27 protein-coding genes are annotated in these 25,776 nt (G+C 71.9%); 17 read left to right on the top strand and 10 right to left on the bottom strand.

Annotation, left to right across the window (positions count from 1 at the left end):
* Positions 1-88 precede the first annotated feature (88 nt).
* The gene (hemW, locus tag ISO16_RS05835; RefSeq protein ID WP_065922453.1) at positions 89-1,291 is read left to right on the top strand and encodes a radical SAM family heme chaperone HemW; all 1,203 of its coding nucleotides are present in this window, start codon (positions 89-91) and stop codon (positions 1,289-1,291) included.
* A gap of 91 nt (positions 1,292-1,382) precedes the next feature.
* On the opposite strand, the gene ISO16_RS05830 is transcribed toward hemW, so the two are convergent.
* Positions 1,383-1,718: a type II toxin-antitoxin system VapB family antitoxin gene (locus ISO16_RS05830; RefSeq protein WP_006933828.1), complete on the bottom strand. Its 336-nt coding sequence runs from the start codon at positions 1,716-1,718 to the stop codon at positions 1,383-1,385.
* A 149-nt stretch (positions 1,719-1,867) separates the two neighbouring features.
* Here ISO16_RS05830 and hrcA point away from each other — a divergent pair, with 149 nt between their 5' ends.
* From hrcA to ISO16_RS05815, 3 genes are all read left to right on the top strand, one after another.
* Positions 1,868-2,911: a heat-inducible transcriptional repressor HrcA gene (hrcA, locus tag ISO16_RS05825; protein ID WP_050035407.1), complete on the top strand. Its 1,044-nt coding sequence runs from the start codon at positions 1,868-1,870 to the stop codon at positions 2,909-2,911.
* A gap of 71 nt (positions 2,912-2,982) precedes the next feature.
* Positions 2,983-4,131, top strand: a complete 1,149-nt coding sequence (dnaJ, locus tag ISO16_RS05820; protein WP_006933832.1) for a molecular chaperone DnaJ — start codon at positions 2,983-2,985, stop codon at positions 4,129-4,131.
* A gap of 10 nt (positions 4,132-4,141) precedes the next feature.
* Positions 4,142-4,903 (top strand): 16S rRNA (uracil(1498)-N(3))-methyltransferase, encoded by a 762-nt coding sequence (locus ISO16_RS05815; protein WP_072635497.1) that lies wholly within the window; start codon positions 4,142-4,144, stop codon positions 4,901-4,903.
* 79 nt (positions 4,904-4,982) lie between these two features.
* Here ISO16_RS05815 and ISO16_RS05810 read toward each other — a convergent pair whose 3' ends face one another.
* Positions 4,983-5,165, bottom strand: coding sequence for a hypothetical protein (locus ISO16_RS05810; RefSeq protein WP_072635496.1), 183 nt, complete (start codon positions 5,163-5,165; stop codon positions 4,983-4,985).
* Between the two features lie 57 nt (positions 5,166-5,222).
* Between ISO16_RS05810 and ISO16_RS05805 the strand changes: the two genes are divergently transcribed.
* Complete coding sequence (locus ISO16_RS05805; protein WP_072635495.1) at positions 5,223-6,014, top strand: alpha/beta hydrolase family protein; 792 nt, start codon at positions 5,223-5,225, stop codon at positions 6,012-6,014.
* 4 nt (positions 6,015-6,018) lie between these two features.
* On the opposite strand, the gene ISO16_RS05800 is transcribed toward ISO16_RS05805, so the two are convergent.
* Complete coding sequence (locus tag ISO16_RS05800; RefSeq protein WP_072635494.1) at positions 6,019-7,593, bottom strand: MFS transporter; 1,575 nt, start codon at positions 7,591-7,593, stop codon at positions 6,019-6,021.
* 127 nt (positions 7,594-7,720) lie between these two features.
* Here ISO16_RS05800 and ISO16_RS05795 point away from each other — a divergent pair, with 127 nt between their 5' ends.
* The 6 genes from ISO16_RS05795 to ISO16_RS05770 all read left to right on the top strand — a co-directional run bounded on the left by ISO16_RS05795 (position 7,721) and on the right by ISO16_RS05770 (position 12,868).
* Complete coding sequence (locus ISO16_RS05795) at positions 7,721-8,395, top strand: TetR/AcrR family transcriptional regulator (RefSeq protein WP_006943880.1); 675 nt, start codon at positions 7,721-7,723, stop codon at positions 8,393-8,395.
* A gap of 62 nt (positions 8,396-8,457) precedes the next feature.
* Entirely contained in the window at positions 8,458-9,525 is a 1,068-nt protein-coding gene (locus ISO16_RS05790) for a PhoH family protein (protein ID WP_006943882.1), read from the top strand.
* A 67-nt stretch (positions 9,526-9,592) separates the two neighbouring features.
* Positions 9,593-10,135 carry an rRNA maturation RNase YbeY gene (ybeY, locus tag ISO16_RS05785; protein WP_006943887.1) on the top strand — a complete coding sequence of 181 codons (543 nt, stop codon included), beginning with the start codon at positions 9,593-9,595 and terminating at the stop codon, positions 10,133-10,135.
* Between the two features lie 24 nt (positions 10,136-10,159).
* Positions 10,160-11,470 (top strand): hemolysin family protein, encoded by a 1,311-nt coding sequence (locus ISO16_RS05780; protein ID WP_072635493.1) that lies wholly within the window; start codon positions 10,160-10,162, stop codon positions 11,468-11,470.
* 70 nt (positions 11,471-11,540) lie between these two features.
* The gene (gene era, locus ISO16_RS05775; RefSeq protein WP_006943889.1) at positions 11,541-12,458 is read left to right on the top strand and encodes a GTPase Era; all 918 of its coding nucleotides are present in this window, start codon (positions 11,541-11,543) and stop codon (positions 12,456-12,458) included.
* Between the two features lie 104 nt (positions 12,459-12,562).
* Positions 12,563-12,868 carry a hypothetical protein gene (locus ISO16_RS05770; RefSeq protein ID WP_029544337.1) on the top strand — a complete coding sequence of 102 codons (306 nt, stop codon included), beginning with the start codon at positions 12,563-12,565 and terminating at the stop codon, positions 12,866-12,868.
* Positions 12,869-12,900: 32 nt separating this feature from the next.
* On the opposite strand, the gene ISO16_RS05765 is transcribed toward ISO16_RS05770, so the two are convergent.
* Positions 12,901-13,467 (bottom strand): TetR/AcrR family transcriptional regulator, encoded by a 567-nt coding sequence (locus ISO16_RS05765; protein ID WP_037201765.1) that lies wholly within the window; start codon positions 13,465-13,467, stop codon positions 12,901-12,903.
* A gap of 5 nt (positions 13,468-13,472) precedes the next feature.
* Entirely contained in the window at positions 13,473-14,891 is a 1,419-nt protein-coding gene (locus ISO16_RS05760) for an amidase (protein WP_072635492.1), read from the bottom strand.
* A 196-nt stretch (positions 14,892-15,087) separates the two neighbouring features.
* On the opposite strand from ISO16_RS05760, the gene ISO16_RS05755 reads away from it, so the two are divergent.
* The gene (locus ISO16_RS05755) at positions 15,088-16,125 is read left to right on the top strand and encodes an alpha/beta fold hydrolase (protein WP_072635491.1); all 1,038 of its coding nucleotides are present in this window, start codon (positions 15,088-15,090) and stop codon (positions 16,123-16,125) included.
* 22 nt (positions 16,126-16,147) lie between these two features.
* On the opposite strand, the gene ISO16_RS05750 is transcribed toward ISO16_RS05755, so the two are convergent.
* Positions 16,148-16,780, bottom strand: coding sequence for a cysteine hydrolase family protein (locus ISO16_RS05750; RefSeq protein WP_072635490.1), 633 nt, complete (start codon positions 16,778-16,780; stop codon positions 16,148-16,150).
* Positions 16,781-16,845: 65 nt separating this feature from the next.
* Positions 16,846-18,360 (bottom strand): permease, encoded by a 1,515-nt coding sequence (locus ISO16_RS05745; protein ID WP_139311018.1) that lies wholly within the window; start codon positions 18,358-18,360, stop codon positions 16,846-16,848.
* Between the two features lie 286 nt (positions 18,361-18,646).
* Between ISO16_RS05745 and recO the strand changes: the two genes are divergently transcribed.
* Genes recO through ISO16_RS05725 form a run of 4 tightly spaced genes read left to right on the top strand, consistent with a single transcriptional unit; the run spans position 18,647 to position 21,207 of the window.
* Positions 18,647-19,462, top strand: coding sequence for a DNA repair protein RecO (recO, locus tag ISO16_RS05740; RefSeq protein ID WP_072635489.1), 816 nt, complete (start codon positions 18,647-18,649; stop codon positions 19,460-19,462).
* A complete protein-coding gene (locus tag ISO16_RS05735; RefSeq protein ID WP_037200968.1) occupies positions 19,419-20,225 on the top strand; it encodes an isoprenyl transferase in 807 nt (268 codons plus the stop codon). The genes recO and ISO16_RS05735 overlap by 44 nt, the downstream gene beginning before the upstream one ends.
* Positions 20,222-20,695 (top strand): hypothetical protein, encoded by a 474-nt coding sequence (locus tag ISO16_RS05730; protein WP_050035401.1) that lies wholly within the window; start codon positions 20,222-20,224, stop codon positions 20,693-20,695. The genes ISO16_RS05735 and ISO16_RS05730 overlap by 4 nt, the downstream gene beginning before the upstream one ends.
* The gene (locus ISO16_RS05725) at positions 20,692-21,207 is read left to right on the top strand and encodes a T3SS (YopN, CesT) and YbjN peptide-binding chaperone 1 (protein ID WP_072635488.1); all 516 of its coding nucleotides are present in this window, start codon (positions 20,692-20,694) and stop codon (positions 21,205-21,207) included. Before ISO16_RS05730 ends, ISO16_RS05725 begins: the two co-directional genes overlap by 4 nt.
* Before the next feature lie 10 nt (positions 21,208-21,217).
* On the opposite strand, the gene ISO16_RS05720 is transcribed toward ISO16_RS05725, so the two are convergent.
* Positions 21,218-21,646 (bottom strand): Fur family transcriptional regulator, encoded by a 429-nt coding sequence (locus ISO16_RS05720; RefSeq protein ID WP_006943911.1) that lies wholly within the window; start codon positions 21,644-21,646, stop codon positions 21,218-21,220.
* A gap of 8 nt (positions 21,647-21,654) precedes the next feature.
* Positions 21,655-22,041, bottom strand: a complete 387-nt coding sequence (locus ISO16_RS05715) for an ArsR/SmtB family transcription factor (protein WP_072635487.1) — start codon at positions 22,039-22,041, stop codon at positions 21,655-21,657.
* A 168-nt stretch (positions 22,042-22,209) separates the two neighbouring features.
* Between ISO16_RS05715 and ISO16_RS05710 the strand changes: the two genes are divergently transcribed.
* On the top strand, positions 22,210-23,601 hold the full coding sequence (locus ISO16_RS05710) for a glycine--tRNA ligase (protein ID WP_006943913.1): 1,392 nt from the start codon (positions 22,210-22,212) through the stop codon (positions 23,599-23,601).
* Between the two features lie 67 nt (positions 23,602-23,668).
* On the opposite strand, the gene ISO16_RS05705 is transcribed toward ISO16_RS05710, so the two are convergent.
* A complete protein-coding gene (locus ISO16_RS05705) occupies positions 23,669-25,708 on the bottom strand; it encodes a TPM domain-containing protein (RefSeq protein WP_072635486.1) in 2,040 nt (679 codons plus the stop codon).
* Positions 25,709-25,776: the final 68 nt, after the last annotated feature.

The raw sequence follows: 25,776 nt of genomic DNA, 5'->3' as shown, positions 1-25,776 counted from the left end.
TGCCGAGGTGACAGCGCCGGGCCGGGGTGGCGTGTCCGGGCCGTGTCCGGGCGGCGGGCTCCGGTCGGCCTTCTGGAACACTGGGGGAGTGAGTGGAACCAATGTCGGAGTCGGAGCAGGGTTCGAATTGCCGGCCTCGGCCCTCGCCGGTGTCGGTTCCCGCCCGTTCGGCGTGTACGTGCACGTCCCGTTCTGCGCGAGCCGCTGCGGCTATTGCGACTTCAACACCTACACCGCCGGAGAGCTCGGCACGTCCGCGTCTCCGCAGTCGTGGCTCGAGGGGTTGCGCAGCGAGCTCGACATCGCGGCGCGACTGCTCGGCGCCCCGGCGGCGCAGACCGTCTTCGTCGGCGGTGGCACCCCGTCGCTGCTCGGTGCCGACGGCCTGTCGCAGGTGCTCGCGGCGGTCCGGTCGAGCTTCGGCCTCGCCCCGGGCGCGGAGGTGACGACGGAGTCCAACCCGGAATCGACGTCGCCGGAGTTCTTCGACGGCATCCGCGGGGCCGGTTACACCCGCGTGTCGCTGGGCATGCAGTCCGCCGCCCCGCACGTGCTCGCGGTGCTCGACCGCACGCACACCCCGGGCCGGGCCGTCGCGGCCGCGGGCGAGGCGCGGGCCGCCGGATTCGACCACGTCAACCTGGACCTGATCTACGGCACCCCCGGCGAGCGGGACGAGGACCTCGACGCGTCCCTCGACGCCGTGCTCGCTGCGGACGTCGATCATGTCTCGGCGTACGCGCTGATCGTCGAGGACGGCACCGCGCTCGCCCGCCGGGTGCGCAGGGGCGAACTGCCGGCCCCCGACGACGACGTGCTCGCGGCCCGCTACGAGCGCATCGACGCGCGGCTCGAGGCCGCCGGCCTGACCTGGTACGAGGTGTCGAACTGGGCGCGCGCCGACGATCCGTCGGCGCGGTGCGCCCACAACCTCGGCTACTGGGACGGCGGCGACTGGTGGGGGGCCGGGCCGGGCGCGCACAGCCACGTCGGCGGCGTCCGCTGGTGGAACGTCAAGCACCCGGCGCGCTACGCGGACGCGCTCGCCGCCGGCGGGCTCCCGGTCGGGGGCAGCGAACTGCTCACCGCCGGCGACGTCCACACCGAACGGGTGATGCTCGAGGTGCGGCTGCGCACCGGCCTGCCGCTGGACGTGCTCGCCCCCGAGGAACGACGCGCCGCCGAGACCGTCGTCGCGGACGGCCTCGCCGACCTGCGCGCCGGCCGGCTGGTGCTCACCGATCGCGGCCGGCTCCTCGCCGACGCGGTGGTGCGCGCGATCCTGACCTGACCGCGCAGCGGTGCGATGTCCCGGCCGCGCAGCGGTGCGATGTCCTGACCGCGCAGCGGTGCGATATCCCGGCCGCGCAGCGGTGCGATATCTACGCCTCGGTGGTGTCGGCGTCCGGGGCGTGAGGGAACAGGGCGTCGTAGTCGAACACTCGCGCATGCAGGACGGTGCGGTTGCGCAGCGCCGAGCGCACGGCCCGGTGCAGGCCGTCCTCGAGGTACAGCACACCCTTCCACTGGACCGCGTGCGGGAAGAGGTCGCCGTAGAAGGTGGAGTCCTCCGACAGCAGCCGGTCGAGCTCGAGCACCTTAGTGGTGGTGACGATCTGGTCGAGCCGCACCTGCCGGGGCGGGATCTGCGCCCAGTCGCGCAGCGAGAGCCCGTGGTCGGGATACGGCTTGCCGTCCCGGACGCCCTTGAAAATCATGGCACCAACTTACGACGCGTCGCCGGCGGGCGCCGTCCCGCTCGCCGTCCGGGACCGGCGACTAAACTGGAGCGAAACGGCACGCAGTGCACCGTCCTGCGGTGGTGCGTGCCGTTCCGGGTGCGACAGCAGAGACGGAGGTGGGCGGGATGTCGAGCACCGAGGAACGGCGCTTCCAGGTGTTGCGAGCGATCGTGGCCGATTACGTGTCCACCAAGGAACCCATCGGTTCGAAGACGCTCGTCGAGCGCCACAACCTGGGCGTATCCAGCGCGACGGTCCGCAACGACATGGCCGTGCTCGAGGCCGAGGGGTACATCACCCAGCCGCACACCAGCTCCGGCCGGGTTCCCACGGACAAGGGCTACCGTCAGTTCGTCGACCGGATCGCCGACGTCAAGCCCCTCTCGGGGGCCGAGCGCCGGGCGATCCTGCAGTTCCTCGAGTCGGGTGTGGACCTCGACGACGTGCTGCGGCGCGGCGTCCGGCTGCTGGCGCAGCTGACCCGGCAGGTGGCGGTGGTGCAGTACCCCACGTTGTCGGCTTCGTCGGTCCGCCACCTCGAGGTGGTCGCGTTGACCCCCGCCCGGTTGCTGCTGGTGCTCATCACCGACTCCGGCCGGGTCGACCAGCGCATCGTCGAGCTCGGTGACGTTCTCGGCGAGGAGGACCTGTCGCGGCTGCGGGACCTGCTCGGTGCCGCGCTGACCGGTAAGCGGCTCGCCGCGGCGTCGATCGCGGTGAGCGAGCTGGCCGAGGACGCGCCCGACGAGCTGCGCGATGCGGTCATCCGCTGCGCCACCGTGCTGGTGGAAACCCTCGTCGAGCATCCCGAGGAGCGGCTCGTGCTCGGCGGCACGGCGAACCTGACGCGCAACGCCGCCGACTTCGACCCGCACGCCGGCTTCCCCGGCTCGCTGCGTACCGTGCTCGAGGCGCTCGAGGAGCAGGTGGTGGTCCTCAAGCTGCTGGCGGCGACGCAGGACGCCGGTCGCGTGACGGTGCGGATCGGCGAGGAAACCCAGGTCGAGCAGATGCGCGGCACGTCCGTGGTGTCCACCGGGTACGGTGCCGCGGGCACCGTCTTCGGCGGCCTCGGTGTGCTCGGCCCCACCCGGATGGACTACCCGGGGACCATTGCGTCGGTGGCTGCGGTCGCCCGCTATATCGGTGAGGTGCTCGGCGAACGCTGAGCGCCGGGCGGCGCGGACGGACCATCCGACGACACAACATCTGTGCGAATAGAGAAGGACGAAGAACTCACGTGGCACGGGACTACTACGGGACGCTCGGCGTGTCGAAGAACGCGACCGATCAGGAGATCAAGCGGGCGTATCGCAAGCTCGCGCGCGAGCACCACCCGGATGTGAACCCGGACGAGGCGGCGCAGAAGAGGTTCCAGGAGATCTCCACAGCGTACGAGGTGCTCTCCGACCCGGAGAAGCGGCGCATCGTCGACCTCGGCGGGGATCCGCTCGGGTCCGGGCCGGGGGCGGGCGGTGGCTTCTCCGGTGCCGGCTTCGGCGGCCTCGGCGACGTGTTCGAGGCGTTCTTCGGTGGCGGGGCCACCACGTCCCGCGGGCCCAGGGGCCGCGTCCAGCCCGGCGCGGACTCGCTGCTGCGCACCCGGCTGACGCTCGAGGAGTGCGCCACCGGTGTCAGCAAGCAGATCGCCGTGGAGACCGCGATCCTGTGCGACGGCTGCGCCGGGTCCGGTACCAACGGCGACTCCAAGCCCGTGCGCTGCGAGACGTGCGGCGGCGCCGGTGAGGTGCAGTCGGTGCAGCGCTCGTTCCTCGGCCAGGTCATGACCTCGCGGCCGTGCCCGACCTGCCGCGGCGCCGGCGAGACGATCCCGGACCCGTGCCGCAAGTGCGGCGGCGACGGCCGGGTGCGGGCCCGCCGCGAGATCACGGTCAAGGTGCCGGCCGGTGTCAGCAACGGCATGCGCATCCGGCTGGCCGCGCAGGGCGAGGTCGGCCCCGGCGGCGGCCCCGCCGGCGACCTGTACGTCGAGATCATCGAGCAGGCGCACGACGTGTTCGTGCGCGACGGCGACGACCTGCACTGCACGATCCGGATCCCGATGGTCGACGCGGCGCTGGGCACCACCGTCGTGCTCGACACCCTCATCGACGGACCCGCCGAGATCACCGTCGAACCCGGCACGCAGCCCGGGTCGGTGGCGGTGCTGCGGGGCCACGGCATGCCCAAACTGCGCTCCGGGGTGCGCGGGGACGTGCACGCCCACCTCGAGGTGGTGGTCCCGTCGAAGCTCGACGGCAAGCAGTCCAAGCTCCTCGAGGAGTTCCGTCGCAAGCGCGAGCACGAGGTGCCCGAGGTCGTCACCACCGGCTCGCAGCACGCCGGGGGCTTCTTCTCCCGGCTGCGCGACGCGTTCAGCGCGCGCTGAGGCCCGGGCGGTGGCCGCAACCCTGTTCTATCTCGATCCGCTGCCCGAGGCCGGGGCTGTCGCGGTCCTCGACGGCAAGGAGGGCCGCCATGCGGCGACGGTACGGCGCATCGCGGTGGGTGAGCGCCTCGTCCTGTCGGACGGCCGCGGCCACGTCGCCGACGTGGAGGTGACGGCCACCGCGAAGGACCGGCTCGAGGCCCGCGTCCTGGCTCGGCGCGAGGTCCCCGCACCGCGCCCGTGGGTCACCGTGGTGCAGGCGTTGCCGAAGTCCGATCGTTCCGAACTGGCCGTGGAGCTGGCGACGGAGGCGGGTGCCGACGCGTTCGTGCCGTGGCAGGCCGCGCGGTGCGTCGCCCGCTGGGACGGGCCGAAGGCGGCCAAGGGCGTCGCGCGATGGCAGGCCGTCGCGGTGGCGGCCGCGAAACAGTCCCGGCGCGCCCACGTTCCCGAGGTGGCGCCGGTCCAGCGGACCGCGGGCGTCGCCGAGGCCGTGCGCGCGACCGTCGCCCGCGGGGGTATCGCGGCGGTCCTGCACGAGTCGGCAACCGAACCGTTCGCCGTGCTGCCGCTGGCCGACGTCCCCGAGCTGATGCTCGTGGTCGGGCCGGAGGGCGGCGTCGACGATGCCGAGATCGCGGCGCTGACGGCCGCGGGGGCCCGGCCGGTGCTGCTCGGGCCGACGGTGCTGCGAACGTCCACCGCCGCGGCCGTCGCGCTCGGAGCGGTGGGAGTGCTCACCGCACGGTGGAGCGCCCGGCCCGTCGAATGACCCGGGAACCGGCTCCGGAACGCGTTCGGAGGCTTCCGGTTCCGGGTTTTCCTGGGGATCTCGCCGCGCGGACCGCGCTTCACGGGGCCCGGCGGTCGAGCCGTACGGCCAGGCCGTCGAGCGGCGCACCCAGGCCTAGCTCGAACAGGTGGTCGAGGTCGAAGTCGTAGCCCTCCGCGGAGAGTGCGACGAGTGACCGGGCGAACGTCGGGTAGCTGCCGGAGCCGACGATCGCCTCCAGCGAGGGAAGCTGGTCGTCCACATGAGCCCCTGCGGCTCCCGCACGGTGCGCGGCTGCCGCTGCACTAGCGTGTCACGCATGTCCCGAACCCGTATCGCCTACGGTCCGCAGCCGCAGCAGTTCGGCCACCTGTACCTGCCGGACGCCGCGGATCCGACCGGGCCCGTGCCCGTCGTGATGGTGGTCCACGGCGGCTTCTGGAGCGGGAAGTACCACCTCAACCTCGGCACGCCGCTGTCGCTCGAACTCGCCGCGCACGGTGTGGCGGCGTGGAACGTCGAGTACCGGCGGCTCGGCGCGGGCGGGCGGTGGCCGGAGATGTCCGCCGACGTCGTCGCGGCCCTCGACGCCGTCGCCACCGCGGTGGCCGAGCGGGCCCTGGCCGCGGGTGTCGAACTCGATCCGGCCCGGGTGCGGGTCGTCGGGCACTCGGCCGGCGGTCAGCTCGCCGTGTGGCTCGCGGGTCAGCGCACGCAGGTGCGCCCCGAACTCGTCGTCTCCCAGGCGGGTGCGCTCGACCTCGCGTCCGCGGGTGAACGCGGCCGGCGGATCGGGTACATCGAGGACCTGTTCGGTCAGCCCTACGACGCGGATCCGGAGTTGTACCGGTCGGCGTCGCCCCGGCACCGGGTGCCGATCGGTGTGCCGGTCGCTCTCGTGCACGGCACCGAGGACGCCCAGGTGCCGGTGAAGGTCGCCGAGCGCTATGCCGCGGCGGCGGTCGCCGCGGGCGATCCGGTGGAACTGCACGTCGTCGACGGGGAGGACCACTTCGCGTTCCTCGACAAGCGGACCCGCAGCTGGGCGCTGTCGCGCGACCTGCTGCTCGCCCCCGAACCGCTGGGCTCGGGGGCGCGCTCGGCGGGCTGAGCGCTCAGCCGCGGCGGGGCAGGACCGCGACGACGACGACGGCGCCGACGGCCAGGGCAAGGCCGCCGACGAGACTCGCCGACGTGATCGCCTGCGAGAACGCGGAGGCCGATGCGTCGAGAAGCGGCTGGGCGTAGGAGGAGACGAACGGGTTCTTCGCCAGCTCCTCGGCGACGATCGCCGCACCGCCGACCGAATCGCCCGCCGCAGCGACGGCCGCGTCGGCCTGGGCGGCCATCGGCCCGTCGAGAGTCGCGAGCGGCAGTCCCGTGAGGAACCCGGAGATCTCGCGCTGGTAGGTGGTGGCCAGCACCGAGCCCAGCACGGCGATGCCGAGGGATCCGCCGAGCTCGACCGCGGTGTCGTTCAGGCCCCCCGCGGCGCCGAGGTCGGACTCGGGGAATCCGCTCATCACGAGGTCCGTGGCCGGGGGTGCGGCCAGCCCGATGCCGAGGCCGAGGAGCACGAGCGAGACGAGGAACAGCCCGTATCCGGAACCGTCGTCGACGAGGGCGAGAGCGAGGACGCCGGCCGCGGCGACGGCCGTTCCGGCACCGATCGCGACGCGGGCACCGAGGCGTGGGGCCAGCCGCCCGCTCACGGCCGATCCGATCGACACGGCCCCGGCCAGGGGGAGCAGGCGCAGACCGGTGCCGAGGGGGCTGTAGCCGAACACGAACTGGAAGTGCTGCGCCACGAAGTAGATCGCCCCGAACGACGCGAGGAAGAGCAGCAGCACGGACAGGCACGCGCCGCCGACGGAACGGTCGGTGACCCGCCCGAGGTCCAGCAGCGGCTGCGGGTGGCGCAGTTCCCAGGCGACGAACGCGGCACCGGCGAGGGCCGCGACCGCCACGGATCCGAGCGACGTTGCGTTCCAACCGAAGTGGAAGCCCTCGATGATGCCGAAGACCAGGGCGCCGACGGCCGCCACGGACAGGGCGCCGCCGGCCCAGTCGATGCGGGTGAGGTGCTCGGCCCGGGACGGCGGCACCAGCGCGAGCGCCGCGACCGCGGCGAATGCCGCGATCGGCACGTTGATGAGGAAGGTCGAACCCCACGCGTGCTGTTCGAGCAGCCAGCCCGCGAGCAACGGGCCGAGCGCGATCGCCAGTCCGGAGGTCGCGGCCCAGGCGGCGATGGCGCGGGGCCGTTCCGAGGCCGGGAACATGGCGACGAGCAGGGACAGGGTTGCGGGCATGATCACCGCGGCGCCGACCCCCATGGTGATGCGGGCGACGATCACCTCGGTCGCGGTGCCGGCGAGGCTGCCGAACACGGCCCCCGCGGCGAAGACGGCCAGGCCGGCGAGGAGGGCGCGCCGCCGGCCGTAGCGGTCGCCGAGGACGCCGGCGAGCAGCATCAGCGCGGCGTAGGGGACGGTGTAGCCGTCGATCACCCACTGCATGTCGGTGCTGGTGAGCCGCAGTTCGCGCAGCATGCTCGGCGCCGCGACGATCAGCGCGGTGTTCGCCATCACGACGATCAGCAGGCTCAGGCAGAGCACGGCGAGGCCGGCCCACCGTCGCGGATACGGGCGGGTGGGATCTGCGGTCGAGCGGGTCAGGATCGAGGTCATCGGCGCTCCTCACGGGATGCGGGCATCGGCAACAATTTGCACAACACTGTGCAAGTTAGAAATTTGCACACGTGTGTGCAAGTAAAGTTGACGGACGTCACACCCGGCGGCGGAAGAAGGTGTCAGCGTGGCGGAACCGGTCCGGGGGCCGCGGCGGCGGACGAGCGGGAACCGAGCCCGGATCCTCGAGGCGGCGATGGGGTGTTTCGCCGCCGACCCGGACGCCAGCATGGACGACGTCGCGCAGGCCGCCGGCGTGGTGCGCCGCACCGTCTATGCCCACTTCCCGAACCGCGAGGCGCTCGTCGACGGCATCGCCGAGGAGGCGGCTGCCGCGCTCGCCGCCGCGGTCGACCGGCCGGACCCCGAGGAGCCCGACCTGGCGCTCGCCGCCGCGGCCCTGATGACCTGGCCCGTCGGTGACCGCTTCCGCGTGCTGCTGTCCTTCGCGCGCAAGGAGGTCGGCGACGAGCGCATCGGCGAACTCATCGCCCCGCTGCGCGCCCGCACCCTCGCGATCGTGGAGCGGGGCTGCCGGTCGGGGGTGTTCTCCGCCTACCTTCCGGCCGTCGTCCTCGTCGGGATGCTCGAGGGGCTCACCATGGCGACCCTCGAGCAGGCCAATCTCGGGGTGGTGCACGACGCGGGGGAGACCGTCGCCCTGGCCGCCCTCGTCCTCATGGGGGTCCCGCCGGAGCGGGCCGTCGACGTCGTCCAGCGGGCCCAGCGAGCGCAGCGGGATCGGCGCGCGGCGCACGGCCCGGGCGGCAATGCGGTGGGGCGCGGGGACGCCCGGCGCTAGACTGGCATCGTCACGACGCCCGTCGTGCGCGAGACGAACCGAAAGCAGGCCGTACCGTCCACGTGAGTGAACCAGACGACACCCGAGACACCGGGAACGCCGAACGGACCACCGTCCGTTCCCACCTGGACCTGCCGCCCGAAGCTGCGGCGCCGCTGCTCGGCTCGGCCGACGAGAATCTCATCGCCCTCGAACGGGCCCTCGGTGCGGACATCCACGTACGCGGCAACTCCGTCACCCTCACCGGCGCGCCGGCGGACGTCGCGCTCGCGGAACGGGTGCTCGGGCAGCTCGTCACCCTCGTCGGACGCGGGCAGGCGGTGACCCCGGACGCGGTGCGCCGCACCGTGGGCATGCTCACGCAGGGTCTGTCCGACTCGCCGGCCGACGTCCTCAGCCTCGACATCCTGTCCCGGCGCGGCAAGACCATCCGGCCCAAGACCCTCAACCAGAAGCGCTACGTCGACGCCATCGACACCAACACGATCGTGTTCGGCATCGGGCCCGCGGGCACCGGCAAGACGTACCTCGCCATGGCCAAGGCCGTGCAGGCGCTGCAATCGAAGCAGGTCACCCGCATCATCCTCACCCGGCCCGCCGTCGAGGCCGGGGAGCGGCTCGGCTTCCTGCCGGGCACGCTGCACGAGAAGATCGACCCGTACCTGCGCCCGCTGCACGACGCGCTGCACGACATGATGGACCCGGAAGCCATCCCGAAGCTGATGCAGGCCGGGGTCATCGAGGTCGCGCCGCTGGCGTACATGCGCGGACGCACCCTCAACGACGCGTTCATCATCCTCGACGAGGCGCAGAACACCACCGCCGAGCAGATGAAGATGTTCCTGACGCGTCTCGGCTTCGGTTCCAAGATCGTCGTCACCGGCGACACCACGCAGGTGGACCTGCCCGGCGGTGCCCGCTCCGGGCTGGCGGCCGCCGCCGAGATCCTCGAGGGCATCGACGGCATCCATTTCGCCGTCCTCGACAGCAGCGACGTGGTGCGGCACCGGCTCGTCTCCGACATCGTCGACGCCTACGAGCGTTTCGAGGCCGATCGGCCGGCCGGCGTCGCCATGGGCAACCGGGCCCAGCGGCGGGCAGCAGCCCAGAGCCGGGTGCCGCGCCGGTGACCGTGACCGAGGGCCCCGCCCGTCTCGTACCCGCCGTGTCCGCATCCGCCCAGAAGGAACGCCACAGATGAGCATCGAGATCTCGAACGAATCGGGGATGGACGTCGCCGAGGAGGACCTGATCGACATCGCGCGGTTCGTCATCGCCCGGATGGACGTGCATCCGGCCGCGGAACTGTCGATGGTGCTCGTCGACTCCGACACCATGGCCGATCTGCACATGCGCTGGATGGACCTGCCCGGCCCCACCGACGTGATGTCCTTCCCCATGGACGAACTCGAGCCCGGCGGCCGCCCCGACGCCCCCGAGCCCGGCCCCTCGATGCTCGGCGACATCGTGCTGTGCCCGTCCTTCGCCGCGGAACAGGCCGAGAAGGCCGGCCATTCGCTCGCGCACGAACTCGCCGTGCTCACGGTCCACGGGATGCTGCACCTGCTCGGGTACGACCACGCCGAGCCCGACGAGGAGAAGGAGATGTTCGGTCTGCAGAACCAGCTCCTCGAGGAGTGGTACGAGGAACTGCGGCGCGCCGAGCACGAGGCCAGGCTCGCGGCCCGCGATCAGCAGCTCCTCGGCAAGGCCGGCTTCTTCGACCCGACCGAGCGGTAGCGGCCTCGTGATCGGAGCACTGGCGTGAGCGCCCCCGCGCTCGTCGTCGTCGCCGTCGTGCTGGTGGCGCTCGGCGGGCTGTTCGCGGCGGTCGACTCGGCGCTGAACACCGTCTCCCCGGCCCGCGTGGAGGAACTCGCCAAGGGCGAGCGGCCCAGCGCGCAGAAGCTGCTGGTGATCCTCGAGGACCGGCCGCGGTACGTCAATCTCATGGTGCTGCTGCGCATCCTGTGCGAGATCACCGCGACGGTGGTGTTGGTGGCGGCGCTGCTCGACTGGATGGGCCACACCGGGGCGCTGGTGGCCAGCGCCGTGATCATGGTGCTCGTGGACTACATGGTGATCGGCGTGGGCCCCCGAACCCTCGGTCGCCAGCACGCGTACCCCATCGCCCTGGCCGGGACCGTGCCGTTGCGCGTGATCGGTGTCCTGCTCGGCCCGCTGAGCCGGCTGCTGATCCTGATCGGCAACGCGATCACCCCCGGCCGGGGATTCCGGAACGGGCCGTTCGCCAACGAGATCGAACTGCGCGAGCTGGTGGACATGGCGCAGGAGCGCGGCGTCGTCGCCGCCGAGGAACGGCGAATGATCCAGTCGGTGTTCGACTTCGGTGACACCACCGCACGCGAGGTGATGGTGCCGCGCCCCGAGATGGTGTGGATCGAGGCGGACAAGACCGCCGGCCAGGCGACGTCGCTCGCGGTGCGCAGCGGGCACTCCCGCATCCCGGTGATCGGCGAGAACGTCGACGACATCCGCGGCGTCGTGTATCTCAAGGACCTGGTGCAGCAGACCTACTATTCGCGCGACGGCGGCCGGAGCGTGACCGTCGCCGAGGTGATGCGCCCGGCGGTGTTCGTGCCGGATTCCAAGCGCCTCGACGATCTGCTGGCCGACATGCAGCGCGACCGCAACCACATGGCGCTGCTCGTCGACGAGTACGGCGGCATCGCCGGGCTGGTCACCATCGAGGACATCATCGAGGAGATCGTCGGCGAGATCGCCGACGAGTACGACACCGGAGAGATCGCGCCCGTCGAGGATCTCGGCGACGACACCTTCCGGGTCTCCGCGCGGTTGCCCGTCGAGGACCTCGGTGACCTGTTCGACGTTGCGCTCGACGACATCGAGGTCGACACAGTCGGCGGTTTGCTCGGGTTCGTGCTCGGCCGGGTACCGTTGCCGGGTTCCGAAGTGGAGACCCACGGTCTGCGGCTGCGCGGCGAGGGCGCCCGCGACGCCCGGGGCCGGGTCCGCATCAACACCGTGTACGTGCAACGGGTCCCCGCGACGGAGACGGCCGAGACCGCCGCCGAGGAATCGGTCGACGGGTGACCGCGGCCGTCGACGCCACGACACCCACCGTGCCGATCCGCACCGCCGGCACCGCAGACGAGGAGCTCGTATGACCGACCCCGACTTCCGTTCCGGCTTCGTGTGTTTCGTCGGACGGCCCAACACCGGGAAGTCGACGCTGACGAATGCGCTCGTGGGCAGCAAGATTGCGATCACCTCGTCGCGTCCGCAGACCACCCGGCACACCATCCGGGGCATCGTGCACCGTGAACACGCACAGATCATCCTCGTGGACACCCCCGGCCTGCATCGGCCGCGGACGCTGCTCGGGCAGCGGCTCAACGACCTGGTGCGCGACACCTATTCGGAGGTCGACGCGGTCTGCGTGTGCATCCCGGCCGACGAGAAGATCGGCCCCGGCGACCGCTGGATCGTCGAACAGGTGCGGCAGGTCGCCCCGCGCACGAAGCTGATCGGCATCGTCACGAAGATCGACAAGGTGAGCAAGGAGCGGATCGCGCCGCAGCTGCTCGCCGTCTCCGAGCTGCTCGGACCGGACGTGGACGTCGTGCCCGTGTCCGCCACCTCGGGCGAGCAGCTCGAGGTCCTCATCGACGTCCTCGCCTCGCACATGGAACCCGGGCCGGCGTTCTACCCCGACGGCGAACTGACCGACGAGCCCGAGGAGACGCTCATGGCCGAGCTGATCCGGGAGGCCGCGCTCGAGGGACTCGGCGACGAGCTGCCCCACTCGCTCGCGGTGGTGATCGAGGAGATCACCGAGCGAGAGGGTCGCACCGAGAAGCAGGGCGAGCTGCTCGACGTGCATGCGCTGCTGTACGTGGAGCGGCCGAGCCAGAAGGGCATCGTGATCGGCAAGGGTGGCGCCCGCCTGCGTGAGGTGGGCACCGCTGCCCGCTCCCAGATCGAGAAGCTGCTCGGGGTGAAGATCTACCTCGATCTGCACGTGAAGGTCGCCAAGGACTGGCAGCGCGATCCGAAACAACTCGGCCGCCTCGGCTTCTGACAGTCGCGTGCGGTGTCGTCGGGCGGGCCCCGACAGGAAGTGATGCGCAGTGCCCTCTCCCGCATCGCTCGCGCCGACCGGTCGGGTCCGCCCGGGAGGCGGTCGTGGCCGGTGACCCCGGAGGCGGTCTGCGCGGCATGATCGTGCGTCACCGCGTCGCGTTCGGTCTCCTCCTTGCGCTCGCCTCGTCGGCGTTCGCCGTGCTGTGGCTCTTCGTCGTGCCCGCGCGAGCCGACGAGACGACCGGCGTGCAGTCGGCCGCGATCCGCTACGCCCATCCGGCGTGCTGGATGCTGCTGGCCGCGGCGTCGGCCCTGTTCGCGACGCGCGCCCCCCGCCGGGCCGTCGACGCCGTCGCGTGGAGTGCGCTCGTCGCGTATGCGGTCTTCGTGGTGGCGACCCTGGCCTGACCCGTGTCGGCGGCCCCGTGTGCGGCCCGCGGTCAGTCCGCCGCGGCGGGCACCGTGCTGCGCACCAGCTGCAGCACCGCCGCCGAGAGGTCGGGCGCGGCGCCGGTGGCCAGGCGGCGCAGCTGGAGTCCGGTGATGGTCGCGACCAGGGTCGGGGCGACCGACTCCGGTCGGGGGACACCGAGTTCGGTGAGGATGGTCACGGTCAGCGCGTCGTAGGCGGCCCAGCATCGGGCCGCCGCCTCCCGCAACTGCGGATCCCGGCCGGCCTGGACGTAGAGCTCGAACGGCGCGATCCGCTCCGCCGAGAACGACAGGTCCTCGGCGACCTGTCCGGTGAGTGCCGCGGCGTCGGCCAGGCTCAGTCCGCGACCACGGTAGTCCTCCGCCAGATCGCGCAACCGCGTGGTCTCGTCTGCGACGAACGTCGTCAGCGCCGACCGCAGCAGGTCGGACTGGGTGGGGAAGTGGTAGGTGATCGAGCCGAGGGAGACTCCCGCCCGGGCGGCGATGCGGCGGTTGGTGATCGCGGCGATGCCGTCCGTGCCGATCAGATGCAGGGTCGCGGCCACGATCGCGCCGCGGACGTCCGTGCCCATCGAGGTCACCACCACCGCTGCGGCGTGTGACGATCCCAGCGCAGCTCCGACTCGAGCTGGGCGGCGAGGGAGATCAGCAGGGGCTCCGCGTTCTCGTGTCCCATGAGCTGGGCGCCGACCGGCAGGCCCGATCCGGTGAAGCCCGCCGGGATGTTCACGCTCGGCCAGCCCAGGACGTTCCACGGCCAGGTGTAGGGGCAGGCGGCCGTGATCACCTTGTCGGTGGCCCAGCCCCCGAGGCCGTCCATCGCCTCCACCACCGGGGGTGGGGTGGCGGTGGTGGGGGCGAGGATGACGTCGAAGCGGTCGAAGATCGCGCCGATGCGCCGGCGGATGCGTGGTTCGGCGGCGCGAGCGGCGCGCAGCGGACGGCCGCGCAGCAACCGGCCGGTGCGGGCGTTCGCGCGGGTGCGCGGGTCGGCGAGGGCCGGGTCGGGCAGCCGCCGCACCCAGTCGTCGATGCCGGCCATCGACCGGGGCAGGAAGTTCAGGCCCAGCAGCTTTCCGTAGGCCGGGTCGGCGACGGTCACGTCGTGGCCGAGGGCACGCAGCGTGCCGGCGAGGGCTTCGACGCGGGCGCGGATCTCGGCGTGCAGTCGGGTGCGGGTGGCGGTGTAGGGGCGCGCGAGCGAGAGCGCGATCCGGAGCCGGCCCGGATCGCGACCCACGGCGTCGGACACCGTGACGGCTTCCGCTTCGTGCAGGTCGCCGACGTGGTTGCCCGCGACGGCGTCGAGCAGCAGTGCGGCGTCGGCGACCGTGCGTGCCAGGGTGCCGTGGGTGGTGAGGCCGTGGAAGGCCTCGGGGTCGGGCCACATCGAGATGCGGCCGCGTTGCGGCTTGATTCCCACGAGGTTGGTCCAGGCGGCCGGGATGCGGACCGATCCGGCGCCGTCGGAGCCGAGCGCCGCGGACACCAGGCCCGCCGAGACCGCGGCGGCGCTGCCCCCCGACGAACCGCCGGGGGTGTGGTCCCGGTGCCAGGGGTTGCGGGTGTGGCCGAAGGCGCTGCCGCCGGTGAACGGCCACTGCCCCAGTTCGGGGGTGTTCGTCTTGCCGACGATCACGGCGCCGGCGGCCCGCAGCCGCCGCACCACCTCCGCGTCCTCCTCGCGGACGGCGAACTCGCCGGCGCATCCGAACGCGGTGATCTCGTGCGCGATGTCGGTGTCGTCCTTCACCGCGACCGGCACACCGAGCAGGGGGAGACGGACGCCGGCGGCAAGACGCCGGTCGGCCTCCTCGGCCTCGGCGAGCGCCTGCTCCCGGCGGACGCCACGGAAGGCATTGAGTGCGCGATTGCCGGCCTCGATGCGTTCCAGGGCCGCGCGCGTCGCGGCGACGGACGTGGTGGCGCCGGCGGCGAGGGCGGCGGCCTCGGCGGCGAGGCCGGGCGCTCGGGTGTCTGCCCGTGGTGCGGTCATACGGCTGCGTCCCCCTTCGTGGTGTTCGTTCGAACGAACAATAACGCGTTCCAGTTTGTCTCGTCGAGGGCGGGATGCGCAGAAAGGTGGCGCTCGTCACATTCGCGGGAGGCGCGACGATCGGTTGGGTATGCCCCCGGGGATATCGCGGGAGCCTCCCCGGGGTGTCGTAGGGACCGGCTGTCAGGAGATACACATGGGTTCATCGCGCACACGCAACCTCCGGCGCGTACCAGACACGGAGACGCGGATGGTCTTCCGCACCATCCACGGGTACCGTCGCGCGTTCCGGATTGCCGGCGAGGGGCCTGCGCTGCTGCTGCTCCACGGGATCGGCGACAACTCCTCGACCTGGCAGGAGGTCATCCCGCACCTGGCCCGCAGGTACACGGTCATCGCACCGGACCTGCTCGGCCACGGCCGCTCCGACAAGCCCCGCAGCGACTACTCGGTCGCCGGGTACGCCAACGGTGTGCGTGACCTGCTCTCGGTCCTGGGCATCGAGCGCGTCACCGTGGTCGGGCACTCGCTCGGCGGCGGCGTCGCGATGCAGTTCGCGTACCAGTTCCCGCAGCTGGTCGACCGGCTCGTCCTGGTGGCCGCGGGTGGCGTCACCAAGGACGTTCACCCGGCGTTGCGCCTGCTGTCCCTGCCGGGGCTGAGTGAGGCGCTCAAGCTGCTGCGCCTACCGGGCGCCATGCCCGCGATGCGCATTGCCGGTGGCCTGCTGGGCCGGTGGCACGACACCCCCTTGCGTCCCGGGGTCCTGCTGCACGACACCTCGGATCTGATCCGGGTCCTGAGCGGATTGCCCGATCCCACCGCGTGCGAGGCGTTCCTGCGCACGCTGCGGGCCGTCGTGGACTGGCGTGGTCAGGTGGTGACGATGCTCGACCGCTGTTACCTGACCGAGGACCTGCCCGTGCAGCTGATCTGGGGTGAGCACGACAGCGTGATCCCGGTGGATCACGCGCACCTGGCGCATTCGGCGATGCCCCATTCCCGGCTCGACGTCTTCCGCGGCGCCGGCCATTTCCCGTTCCGGGACGATCCCATCCGGTTCGTGCGGGTGGTCGAGGAGTTCCTCGACTCGACCGCGCCCGCCAAGTTCGACGAGCAGCGCTGGGGCCGGCTGCTGATCAACGGCGTGAGCGAGAGCCGGATCACGGGCGGTCCGGCCACCCGCAGGGCCGTGCTCGGCGCGATGGGCGCCGACGAGCGCAGCGCCACCTGAGCGATCCCGGCGCCCGCCGCCGCTAGACGGGGGCCGCGCTCCACAGTGCCCGGAGTTTCTCGGCGGTCACCACGGTGCCGAAGTTCTGGGCCACTACGGCCACCGACGCATCGTGAGCGGCCGGGCTGTAGGTCGCGGCGCAGTCCTCCACCAGGGACACCCAGTACTCGTGGAACAGGGCGCTGCGCAGGCTCGACTCGACGCACACCTCGGTGGCCACCCCGGTGAACAGCAGCGATTCGATGTTCCGTGAGCGCAGGACGTCGTCGAGGTCGGTGCCGACGAACGCGCTGAACCGGTGCTTGACGACCACCGCATCCGCGTCTTGCGGTGCGACGCCGTAGAATTCGGCGCCCGCGGTGTCCGGCCGGCAGGTGAGACCGGTGCGGGCCGCGTCGGGTCCGTCGCCGACCCGTCCGAGCCACTGTGGCGTGTCCGTGGTCTCGTCGTGAAGGGTGCGGACGAACACGATCTGCACGCCGGCGGCCCGCGCCGATGCGATGAGCCCGGCGAGGCGCGGTGCCATGGCGACCGCGGCCGTCACGTCGAAACCGCAGCGCGCCAAGGCGCCGTCCGGGGAGCAGAAGTCGTTCTGCATGTCGATCACGACAAGCGCGCAGCGCTGTGGGTCGTAACGGAAGGGAATCGAATCCATCGTCGGGTCCTCGGGGTAGGGGATAGAAGGAAAGTCGGGGACGGGTGTGCTCACGTCGGCCGAGGTCACCAGATGACCACGGCGGCCAGGGTCGCGACGACGAGGCCGGTCACGACGGGAACGGCGAGGTGGCGGACCATGTCGGTGACGGAGACCTTGCAGAAGCCGGCCACCACGACGAGGGACGACCAGATGACCAGGGTGCCCCCGCCGGTCCAGGTGGCGCCGTTCTGGGCGATGGCGGCGAGCGTCGCGGTGTCGATGCCCGACTGCGGGGCGAGGGCGGCGGCCAGGCCGCCGGTGAGCGGCAGGCCCGCCCAGCCGGACCCGTCCAGGCCCATCGCCATTCCGATCACGAGCATGCTCAGGGCGACGAAGAGTCCGTTGTCCGGGATGAAGCCCTGCACGCCCTCAACGGCGTCGAACAGGAAGGCCGGGCCGGTACCGTCCTCGAGACCCAGGATCGCACCGGAGTAGTCGGGGATGCCCATGTACACGAATCCCGCGACGGGAAGGATGATGCCCATCGCCTTGAAGGCGTAGGACAGGCCGTCGACGAAGTGCGTCGCGCAGAACTCGAGCGCCTCCTGCCTGCGGGCGGTGACCGTCACCAGTGCCATCAGGATCATCGCCGTCCCGCCCACCAGGGACGCGCCGGCGCCGTCCGACCACGGCACGAGGTCGGTGAACCGGCCGAGCAGCATGTAGACGAGCACCGCGGCGAACGCCGCCGGCACACCGACTGCCCACCGGCGGGCCAGGCGCGGGCGGCCGGTGATGCGGGTGCCCTCGTCGTATCCGGGAAGTTCGTCCTCGAGAACGTCGACCGCACGCTCGGGCGTGGGCTCCGCCGGCGCGGCGCTCGCCGGCACGGGGTTGCGTGCGCCGCCGCCGGCCGCGGATCCGGGGTGCCCGCTCCCGCCGCCCGTCCCCGGCGTGCCGGCGCCGCCCGTCATCCGGCGGCGCACGGTGAGGAACCAGGCCAGCACCGCGGCGACGACGCCGACGATCAGCGAGATCACCAGCGCGCGACCGGCGATGTCGTCGGCGGGCACCCCGGCGCCGCTCGCGGAGATCGACGGGGCCAGCCCGATCACGTAGTCCGAGGCAATGGACATCCCCTGACCCGAGATCGCCAGGGCGAGCGCCGCACCCAGGGGTGGCAGCCCGGCCTTGATCGCGGCGGGCAGCAGCACGGCCCCGATCAACGCGAGGGCGGGCGTCGGCCAGAAGAACAGCGACAGGAGATAGGTGAACACGAACAGCACCACGTAGGCGACGCGGCCGTTGATCATCCACCGGCTCATCGGCCGCACCATCATCTCGTCGGCGCCGATGCTCCGCATCGCGGCCAGCATCGAGGTGACCGCCGCGATGACGACGAAGATCTCGAACAGCGCCGAGCCCGAGGTGAGCGTCGCCCGGAACACCGCCATCACGGCGTTCGCGACGTTGCCGTCGTAGGCGAGGGCGGTGGCGAACGTCGCCACCACTGCCGGGATCATCACGTTCTTGCGCAGGGCCATGGCCACGAGGAGGGACACGAGGCCGAGCAGGAAGACGATATGGGCGGTGGTCACGGGTGGCTCCTCCAGCGGGCTGAGGCATCGGGCCGGGGGATCGGCGCCGCCGCGGGGTGCAGGCCCGCCTGGGCCCCGCGCTACGGGCGTCGCCGCACCGGATGTCGTCCGATGGTGCTGGGTCCGGCCCGGTTCGGCAAGGGCGAAAATGACCGAACCGCAGGGGGTTCTGCTGTGCAGGTTGCAGGGAGGGTGACGACCGCGTTTCGGGTCGGCCGGGTCTGTGAACAACGCGAAAAATCCGCGCCGCCGCCTCGGTGTCGGCCCGGCGTGACAGACTCGCAGGGTGAGGTTGTACCGGGATCACGCGGTGGTGCTGCGCCAGCACAAGCTGGGCGAGGCCGACCGCATCGTCACGCTGCTCACCCGTCGCCACGGCCTCGTGCGGGCCGTCGCGAAAGGGGTGCGGCGCACCCGCTCGAAGTTCGGGGCGCGGCTCGAGCCGTTCGCGCACATCGACGTGCAGTTGCATCCGGGCCGCAGCCTCGACATCATCACCCAGGTCCAGACCGTCGATGCGTTCGGCGCCGACCTCGTCGACGACTACGGCCGCTACACCACCGCGTGCGCCGTGCTCGAGACCGCCGAACGGCTCGCCGGTGAGGAGCGCGCCCCCGCCCCGCAGCTGCACCGCCTCACCGTCGGTGCGCTCCGTGCCCTGTCCGACCAGGTCCGGCCGCCGGAACTGATCCTCGACGCCTACCTGCTGCGGGCCATGGCCTACGCCGGCTGGGCGCCGGCGATCAGCCGCTGCGCTCGCTGCGACGATCCCGGCCCGCATCGCGCGTTCCACGTCGCGGCCGGGGGAGCGGTATGCGTGCGGTGCCGGCCGCCGGGCGCCGCGACCCCCGGCGCGGGTGTGCTGGATCTGATGGACGCGCTGTTCCACGGTCGCTGGCAGGGCACCGACACGGTGTCCGAGGCGACCCGCGGGCAGGCCAGCGGCCTGATCGCCGCCCACCTGCAGTGGCATCTGGAGCGGCAGTTGCGGACCCTGCCGCTGATCGAACGCGGCCGTCCCCATGCGGTGGCTGTGGGCGGGGAGACGGTCGGGCAGGATGGGGAGCGTGATTCGACGCCGCACCCCGCAAGCATCGCGTGACCGCGAGATCCGGCCACCCGACCCGCACCCGTCCGGCGCCCGCCCGCCCGGTCTGCAGCCAGAACTGATCCCGCGGCACGTCGCCCTGGTCATGGACGGCAACGGCCGCTGGGCCCAGGAACGCGGTCTGCCTCGCACCGCCGGCCACGAACGCGGCGAGGCGGTGCTGATGGACACCGTGTGCGGGTGCATCGAGATGGGCGTCAAGTGGCTCTCGGCGTACGCGTTCTCCACCGAGAACTGGAAGCGCAGCCCGGACGAGGTGCGCTTTCTCATGGGCTTCAACCGGGACGTGATCCGCCGCCGCCGCGACGAGATGCACGAGATGGGGGTACGCGTGCGCTGGGCCGGACGCCGGCCGAAGCTGTGGCGCAGCGTCATCAAGGAACTCGAGATCGCCGAGGAACTGACCCGCGACAACGACGTGATGACCCTCACCATGTGCGTGAACTACGGGGGTCGCGCCGAGATCGCCGATGCCGCAAGGGAGATCGCGCGTCGCGTGGCCACGGGTGAGCTCGACCCGGAACGCGTCACCGAGGCCACGGTTGCGCGGTACCTCGACGAGCCCGACATGCCGGACGTGGACCTGTTCCTGCGGCCGTCCGGGGAACAACGCACCTCGAACTTCCTGCTCTGGCAGTCGGCCTACGCCGAGATGGTGTTCCAGGACAAGATGTTTCCCGACTTCGACCGTCGGGACCTGTGGGCCGCCTGCGTGGAGTACGCCTCGCGCGACCGCCGCTTCGGGGGCGTGAAGTGACGGGCGCCGGAACGGGACCGGAGGAGCGGAGGCCGGCCCCCGGCGGGGTGGACCCGAGCGGCCTCGGCCTGCGCGACCGGGTCGCGGCCGCGTTGGCGGAGTTCGTCGCCATGCACGAGCCCAGGACGAACGGCGACGATGCGCTGGGATTCGACTATGCGGGCGTGCCGTGCGCCGTGCGGGTGGTGACCCTCACCGAGGGTCTCGACGTGGTGTCGCTGACCGGCGTCCTCGCGTGGGACCTGCCGCTCGACGACGCGTTGCGCACGCGGGTCGCCGGGGCGGCCGACGCGCTGCAGTTCGGGTCGATACACCTCGTCGAGCGGGACGCCGAGGCGGACGTGGTGCTGCGGTACTCATTCCCCGCCACCGGCCTTCGGGACTCGCCCCTGACCACGATGCTGCTGCTCGTGCTCGGCGGCGCCGGCGACGCGCGCTCGGCCGTCACGGGCACGGGCGGATCCGAGTGAGCGAACTCGACTGGGACTCCCCGATCGCCACCGGGAACGACGACGCGCTGCGTGCCGCCGTGCTGCGTGTCTTCTCGGCGGTCCTCGCCGAGGAGATCGAACCCGACACGGACGGCGACGTGCCGATCTGGGTCGACGATGTGCTCACCTACGCCGTCGTCGATTCGCGGGCCGGGGTGGTGGAGCTGACGACGTACCTGGTGGAGCGGATCGCCGGTCGTACCCGCGCGGCCGAGGTCCTCGTCGACCTGCAGGCGCGATGGCCGGACGCGCGGCTCGAGTTGCACCAGGACCGGGTGACGGCGGTGCAGCGCGTCCCGGCGCGCCCGCTGGTGCCGGTGCACCTGGCGCGCGCGGTCGCGGTGGTCGCGGCGCTGGTGCCGCATGTGCCCGAACTGGCGGCGCGGCTCGGCGGCCGGGCGTGCGTGTTCGACGAGCCGGGCGACGAGACTGCCGGCGAGGTGGTCGACCTGCTGGGCGGGTGCGGCTGCGACGGCAGCGGGTGCCGCTGACCGTCGTCGGTCAGCGCGACGTCGCCGGCGCGGCGTCCGCGCAGTCGCGGCAGGTGCCGAAGATCTCGACGGTGTGGCTCACGTCGACGAAACCGTTGTCCTCGGCCACCTCGTGCGACCAGCGCTCGACCGCCGGCCCGTCCACCTCCACCGTGTAACCGCACGCCCGGCACACGAGGTGGTGATGGTGACCGGACGAGCAGCGCCGGTAGACGGACTCGCCGCTGTCGGTGCGCAGCACGTCGACGGTGCCGGCTTCGGCGAGGGACTGCAGCGTGCGGTAGACGGTGGTCAGGCCGATGCCCTCGCCGCGCTTGCGCAGTTCGTCGTGCAGGTCCTGGGCGGAGCGGAACTCCTCGATCTCGTCGAGCAGCGCGGAGATGGCGCTGCGCTGCTTGGTGGAGCGGACTCCGACTACGGGTTTGTGGGCGGGCGACACGACTACGGTCAACCTTCCTCGACGTGGGCGACGGCGTCGACGACGATGTGGGCGAGATGGTCGTCGACCAGACGGTAGAGCACCTCGCGGCCGGCGCGTTCGCCGCGGACCACGCCCGCGGCCTTGAGGATGCGCAGGTGCTGGCTGATCAGCGGCTGGGTGACGCCGAGCGCGCCGACCAGTTCGTGTACACAGCGTTCGGATTCGCGCAGTTGCAGCACGATGGCGATGCGCACCGGTGCGGCCAGCGCGCGCAGGAGCTCGCCGGCGGCGGCGAGGGTTTCCCGCGACGGGGCGGGTACGGGGGACGGCGTCGCCGATCCCGGGCGGCAGTCTTCGTGCGGACGGTCCGGGGCCGCGGCGTCGCCGCCGGGGCCGGTGTCGGCAACGCTCAACGGATCTCCTTCGTGGACTGGCGGCCGCGTTATTGCAAACCGATTCCATTTTGATATGCATGAATGTGCATGTCAACCGGCGTGCAGTTCGACCGCCCCGAGCGGAGCGATAGGCTTACGGGTCGACGCACGCTGCGAAACCCCGCATCGAAGATGGAGTGAATCCGAGTGGCACCGAAATCCAAGATCGATACCGTCGCCAACCTGGCCAAGCGCCGGGGGCTGGTCTACCCCTGCGGTGAGATCTACGGCGGTACGAGGTCGGCCTGGGACTACGGGCCGCTCGGCGTGGAGCTCAAGGAGAACATCAAGAAGCAGTGGTGGCGCAACATGGTCACCAGCCGCGAGGACGTCGTCGGTCTGGACTCGTCGGTCATCCTGCCGCGTCAGGTGTGGGTGGCGTCGGGCCACGTCGGGGTGTTCAACGATCCGCTCGTCGAGTGCCTGAGCTGTCACAAGCGCCACCGCCAGGATCACCTGCAGGAGGCGTACGCCGAGAAGAACAAGCTCGACGATCCCGACTCGGTTCCCATGTCGGAGATCTCCTGCCCGGACTGCGGCACCAAGGGCCAGTGGACCGAGCCCCGTGACTTCAACATGATGCTCAAGACCTACCTCGGCCCGATCGAGAGCGAGGAGGGGCTGCACTACCTGCGCCCCGAGACCGCACAGGGCATCTTCGTGAACTTCGCGAACGTGCTCACCACGTCGCGCAAGAAGCCGCCGTTCGGAATCGGCCAGATCGGCAAGAGCTTCCGCAACGAGATCACCCCGGGCAACTTCATCTTCCGGACCCGCGAGTTCGAGCAGATGGAGATGGAGTTCTTCGTCAAGCCGGGCGAGGACGAGCAGTGGCACCAGTACTGGATCGACTACCGGATGGACTGGTACACCGGGCTCGGCATCAACAAGGACAACCTGCGCCTGTACGAGCACCCGCAGGACAAGCTGTCGCACTACTCGAAGCGCACCGTCGACATCGAGTACCGCTTCCACTTCCAGGGCAGCGAGTGGGGTGAGCTCGAGGGTGTCGCCAACCGCACCGACTTCGACCTGTCGACGCACGCGCAGCACTCGGGCGCCGACCTGAGCTTCTTCGACCAGACCACCAACGAGCGGTACACCCCGTACGTCATCGAGCCGGCAGCGGGCCTGACGCGGTCGCTCATGGCGTTCCTCGTCGACGCCTACAGCGAGGACGAGGCGCCCAACGCCAAGGGTGGTGTCGACAAGCGCACCGTGCTGCGCCTCGACCGCCGGCTCGCCCCGGTCAAGGCGGCGGTGCTGCCGCTCTCGCGCAACGCGGACCTGAGCCCCAAGGCGAAGGACCTCGCCGCGCAGCTGCGCCAGCACTGGAACATCGAGTTCGACGACGCCGGCGCCATCGGCCGCCGCTACCGTCGCCAGGACGAGATCGGCACCCCGTTCTGCATCACGGTCGACTTCGACACCCTCGAGGACCAGGCCGTCACCGTCCGCGAGCGCGACACCATGGCGCAGGAGCGCGTCGGCCTCGACCAGGTCGAGGGCTACCTCGCCCAGCGGCTGATCGGCGCCTGACCACAGAGCCTCCGTGAGAGGGTCGGCCGCCTCGCGCGACCGGCCCTCTCACGCTGCGCGGCCGGGACTAGAACCGGCCCCCGCTCGACCCCCCGAAGCCGCCGCCTCCGCCGAAGCCCCCGCCTCCGCCGAAGCCCCCGCCTCCGCCGAAGCCCCCGCCCCCGAAGCCGCCCCCACGACCACCGGTCAGGATGCTGTTGATGAGGATACCGCCGAGCACCGCACCCGCGATATTGCCGCCGGAGGCGCCGCCGCGGGGCGGACGCTGCTGACGCTCCCAGCGCTGCACGTCGTTCTGCGCTGCGCGCAGCGCGTTCGCCGCGAGGGTCGCGGCCGCCTGAGCGTGCTGCAGCGCCTGCCCCGGTTCGTGCGCGGCGAGCTGCTGCGCGGCGTCCAGGTGGCGCTGCGCCTCGGACAGCCGGGTGCGGGCCTCGGCGCCGATCACACCGCGCCGCGTCCCGATGAAGTCCGCCGCGGCGGTGACCTGCGATCGAGCCGCCCCCAGATCCTGTTCGAGGCGCCGGCGGGTGCGCTGCGCCTCCTCCTGCGCCTGACGGGTCCGATCGCGCAGCGCGTCGAGTCGTGCGTCCGCTTCCACGACCCGGGTGAAACTGCCCAGCGGGTCGGTGTTCATGTCCGCCCGGGCGTGGTCGAGGGCCGCCTGCGCGGCCTTGCGGGCCTCGGCGAGTTCCGCACCACCCGCGGCGGCGAGCTGTTCGGCGTCGGCGATGCCCTGTGCGGCGTCGGCCATCGCGGCCGGCAACGTCGCGATCGCCCGCCGGATGTCGTCGGCGGCGTGGTCGACTGCGTCGAGCATCGTGGCAGCGTGCCCGAGAGCACCCTCCGCTTCGCGGATGGCTCGCACGGCGTCGCCCTGCTCGCCGACGGGACGTGCCACCGCGGTGCGGCCCTGATCGACGGACTTCTCGGCGAACTCGATCTCGTCCTGCGCCAGCGTCACGTTGTCCGTGATCGGGGCGAGCGCGCCGGCCGGGAACTCCGTTCGCAGCTCGGTCAGCGTCGCCTCGGCCTGGGGCAACCGCGCGCGCAACGCGATTGCGTGCTGTGTGAGCGCGTCGAGGCGGGCGGGTGCGTCGAGCAGGAGGTCGCGCATCCGGTCGAACGCCTCGACCTGCGCGTCGAGTTCCCGGTCGGCCTGGCCGCACGACGAGATCAACTGCACGAGCATGTCGCGCTGCTGCTGGGGCGTCTCGGGGATGGCGTCGTCGAGCCGCTGCCGGATCTCGAACGCGGACGCCAGAGCCGACTGCGCCTGTCGATAGGCGTGGTCGAACGGCTGGACCGCGGCATCGCCGAACTCTCCGCGCGCCAGCTCGAGCGCCTCGGCGCTCGAGCGAACGGCGTTGTCCGTCTCGACCAGGATCTTCTGGGCGTACAGCTCGAGGCCCTCGAGCGGCAGCTCGCGCAGCGCGTCGGTGTCGGTCGGGTCGGTGGCCGCCGCCGCCTGGGCGCCCGCCTCGGCCCGCTTGCGCTTCGCGCGCCGGGAGTACAGGTACACCCCCCCGGCCCCGGCCGCGATCACTCCGCCGCCGACGAGCAGCGTGGTGCCGGAGCCGGAACCCGACGCCGACAACGCCGCGTCGAGACCCTCGGCCGCCGCCCCCGCGGCCCCGGCCCAGTCCTGGCTGCGCAACTGCGGCACGATCCGGTCCGCGCTGATGGCGTCCCGTTCGGACGCGGTGACCCCGGACAGGGCGTTCGGCGTCCACAGCGCGTACTCGCGGTCCTGCGTGGCCACGGCGAGCAGGGCCGTGTCCGTCCCGAAGTTGCTGGCCTGCGCAGTCCGCTCGGTCCAGTCGTCGGACGACAGTCCGGAGAACGTCGGCACGTACGCCACCCACAACTGCACCCCGTGCTCGGCGTAGAGCGCGTCTGCTGCCTGCTGGATCTGCGCCGTCGCCGCCGGATCCAGTACTCCGGCGGTGTCGGTGATCGGCTGGGGAAGCCGGAAGGGCGGCTCGGCCGCCGCCGAACCGGGCAGCACCAGCCAGGCCAGGGCCGCGAGCAGGATCGGCACCGACATCGACAGCGAGCGGCGGAGCGGGCGGGCCGGAAGCGGCCGGACGGCGACCGAATGCGGTGACATGCGTCGAATCTATCGGCTCGCATGCGCCGTCGCCCGTGGCGCGTCGCCGGGTGGGCGCGCTCGGAACA

The organism is Rhodococcus sp. M8 (assembly GCF_015654185.1).
Lineage (GTDB): Bacteria > Actinomycetota > Actinomycetes > Mycobacteriales > Mycobacteriaceae > Rhodococcus > Rhodococcus aetherivorans.
Note: the sequence above shows the minus strand (reverse complement) of the source record. Positions and strands in the feature narration are given on the sequence as shown.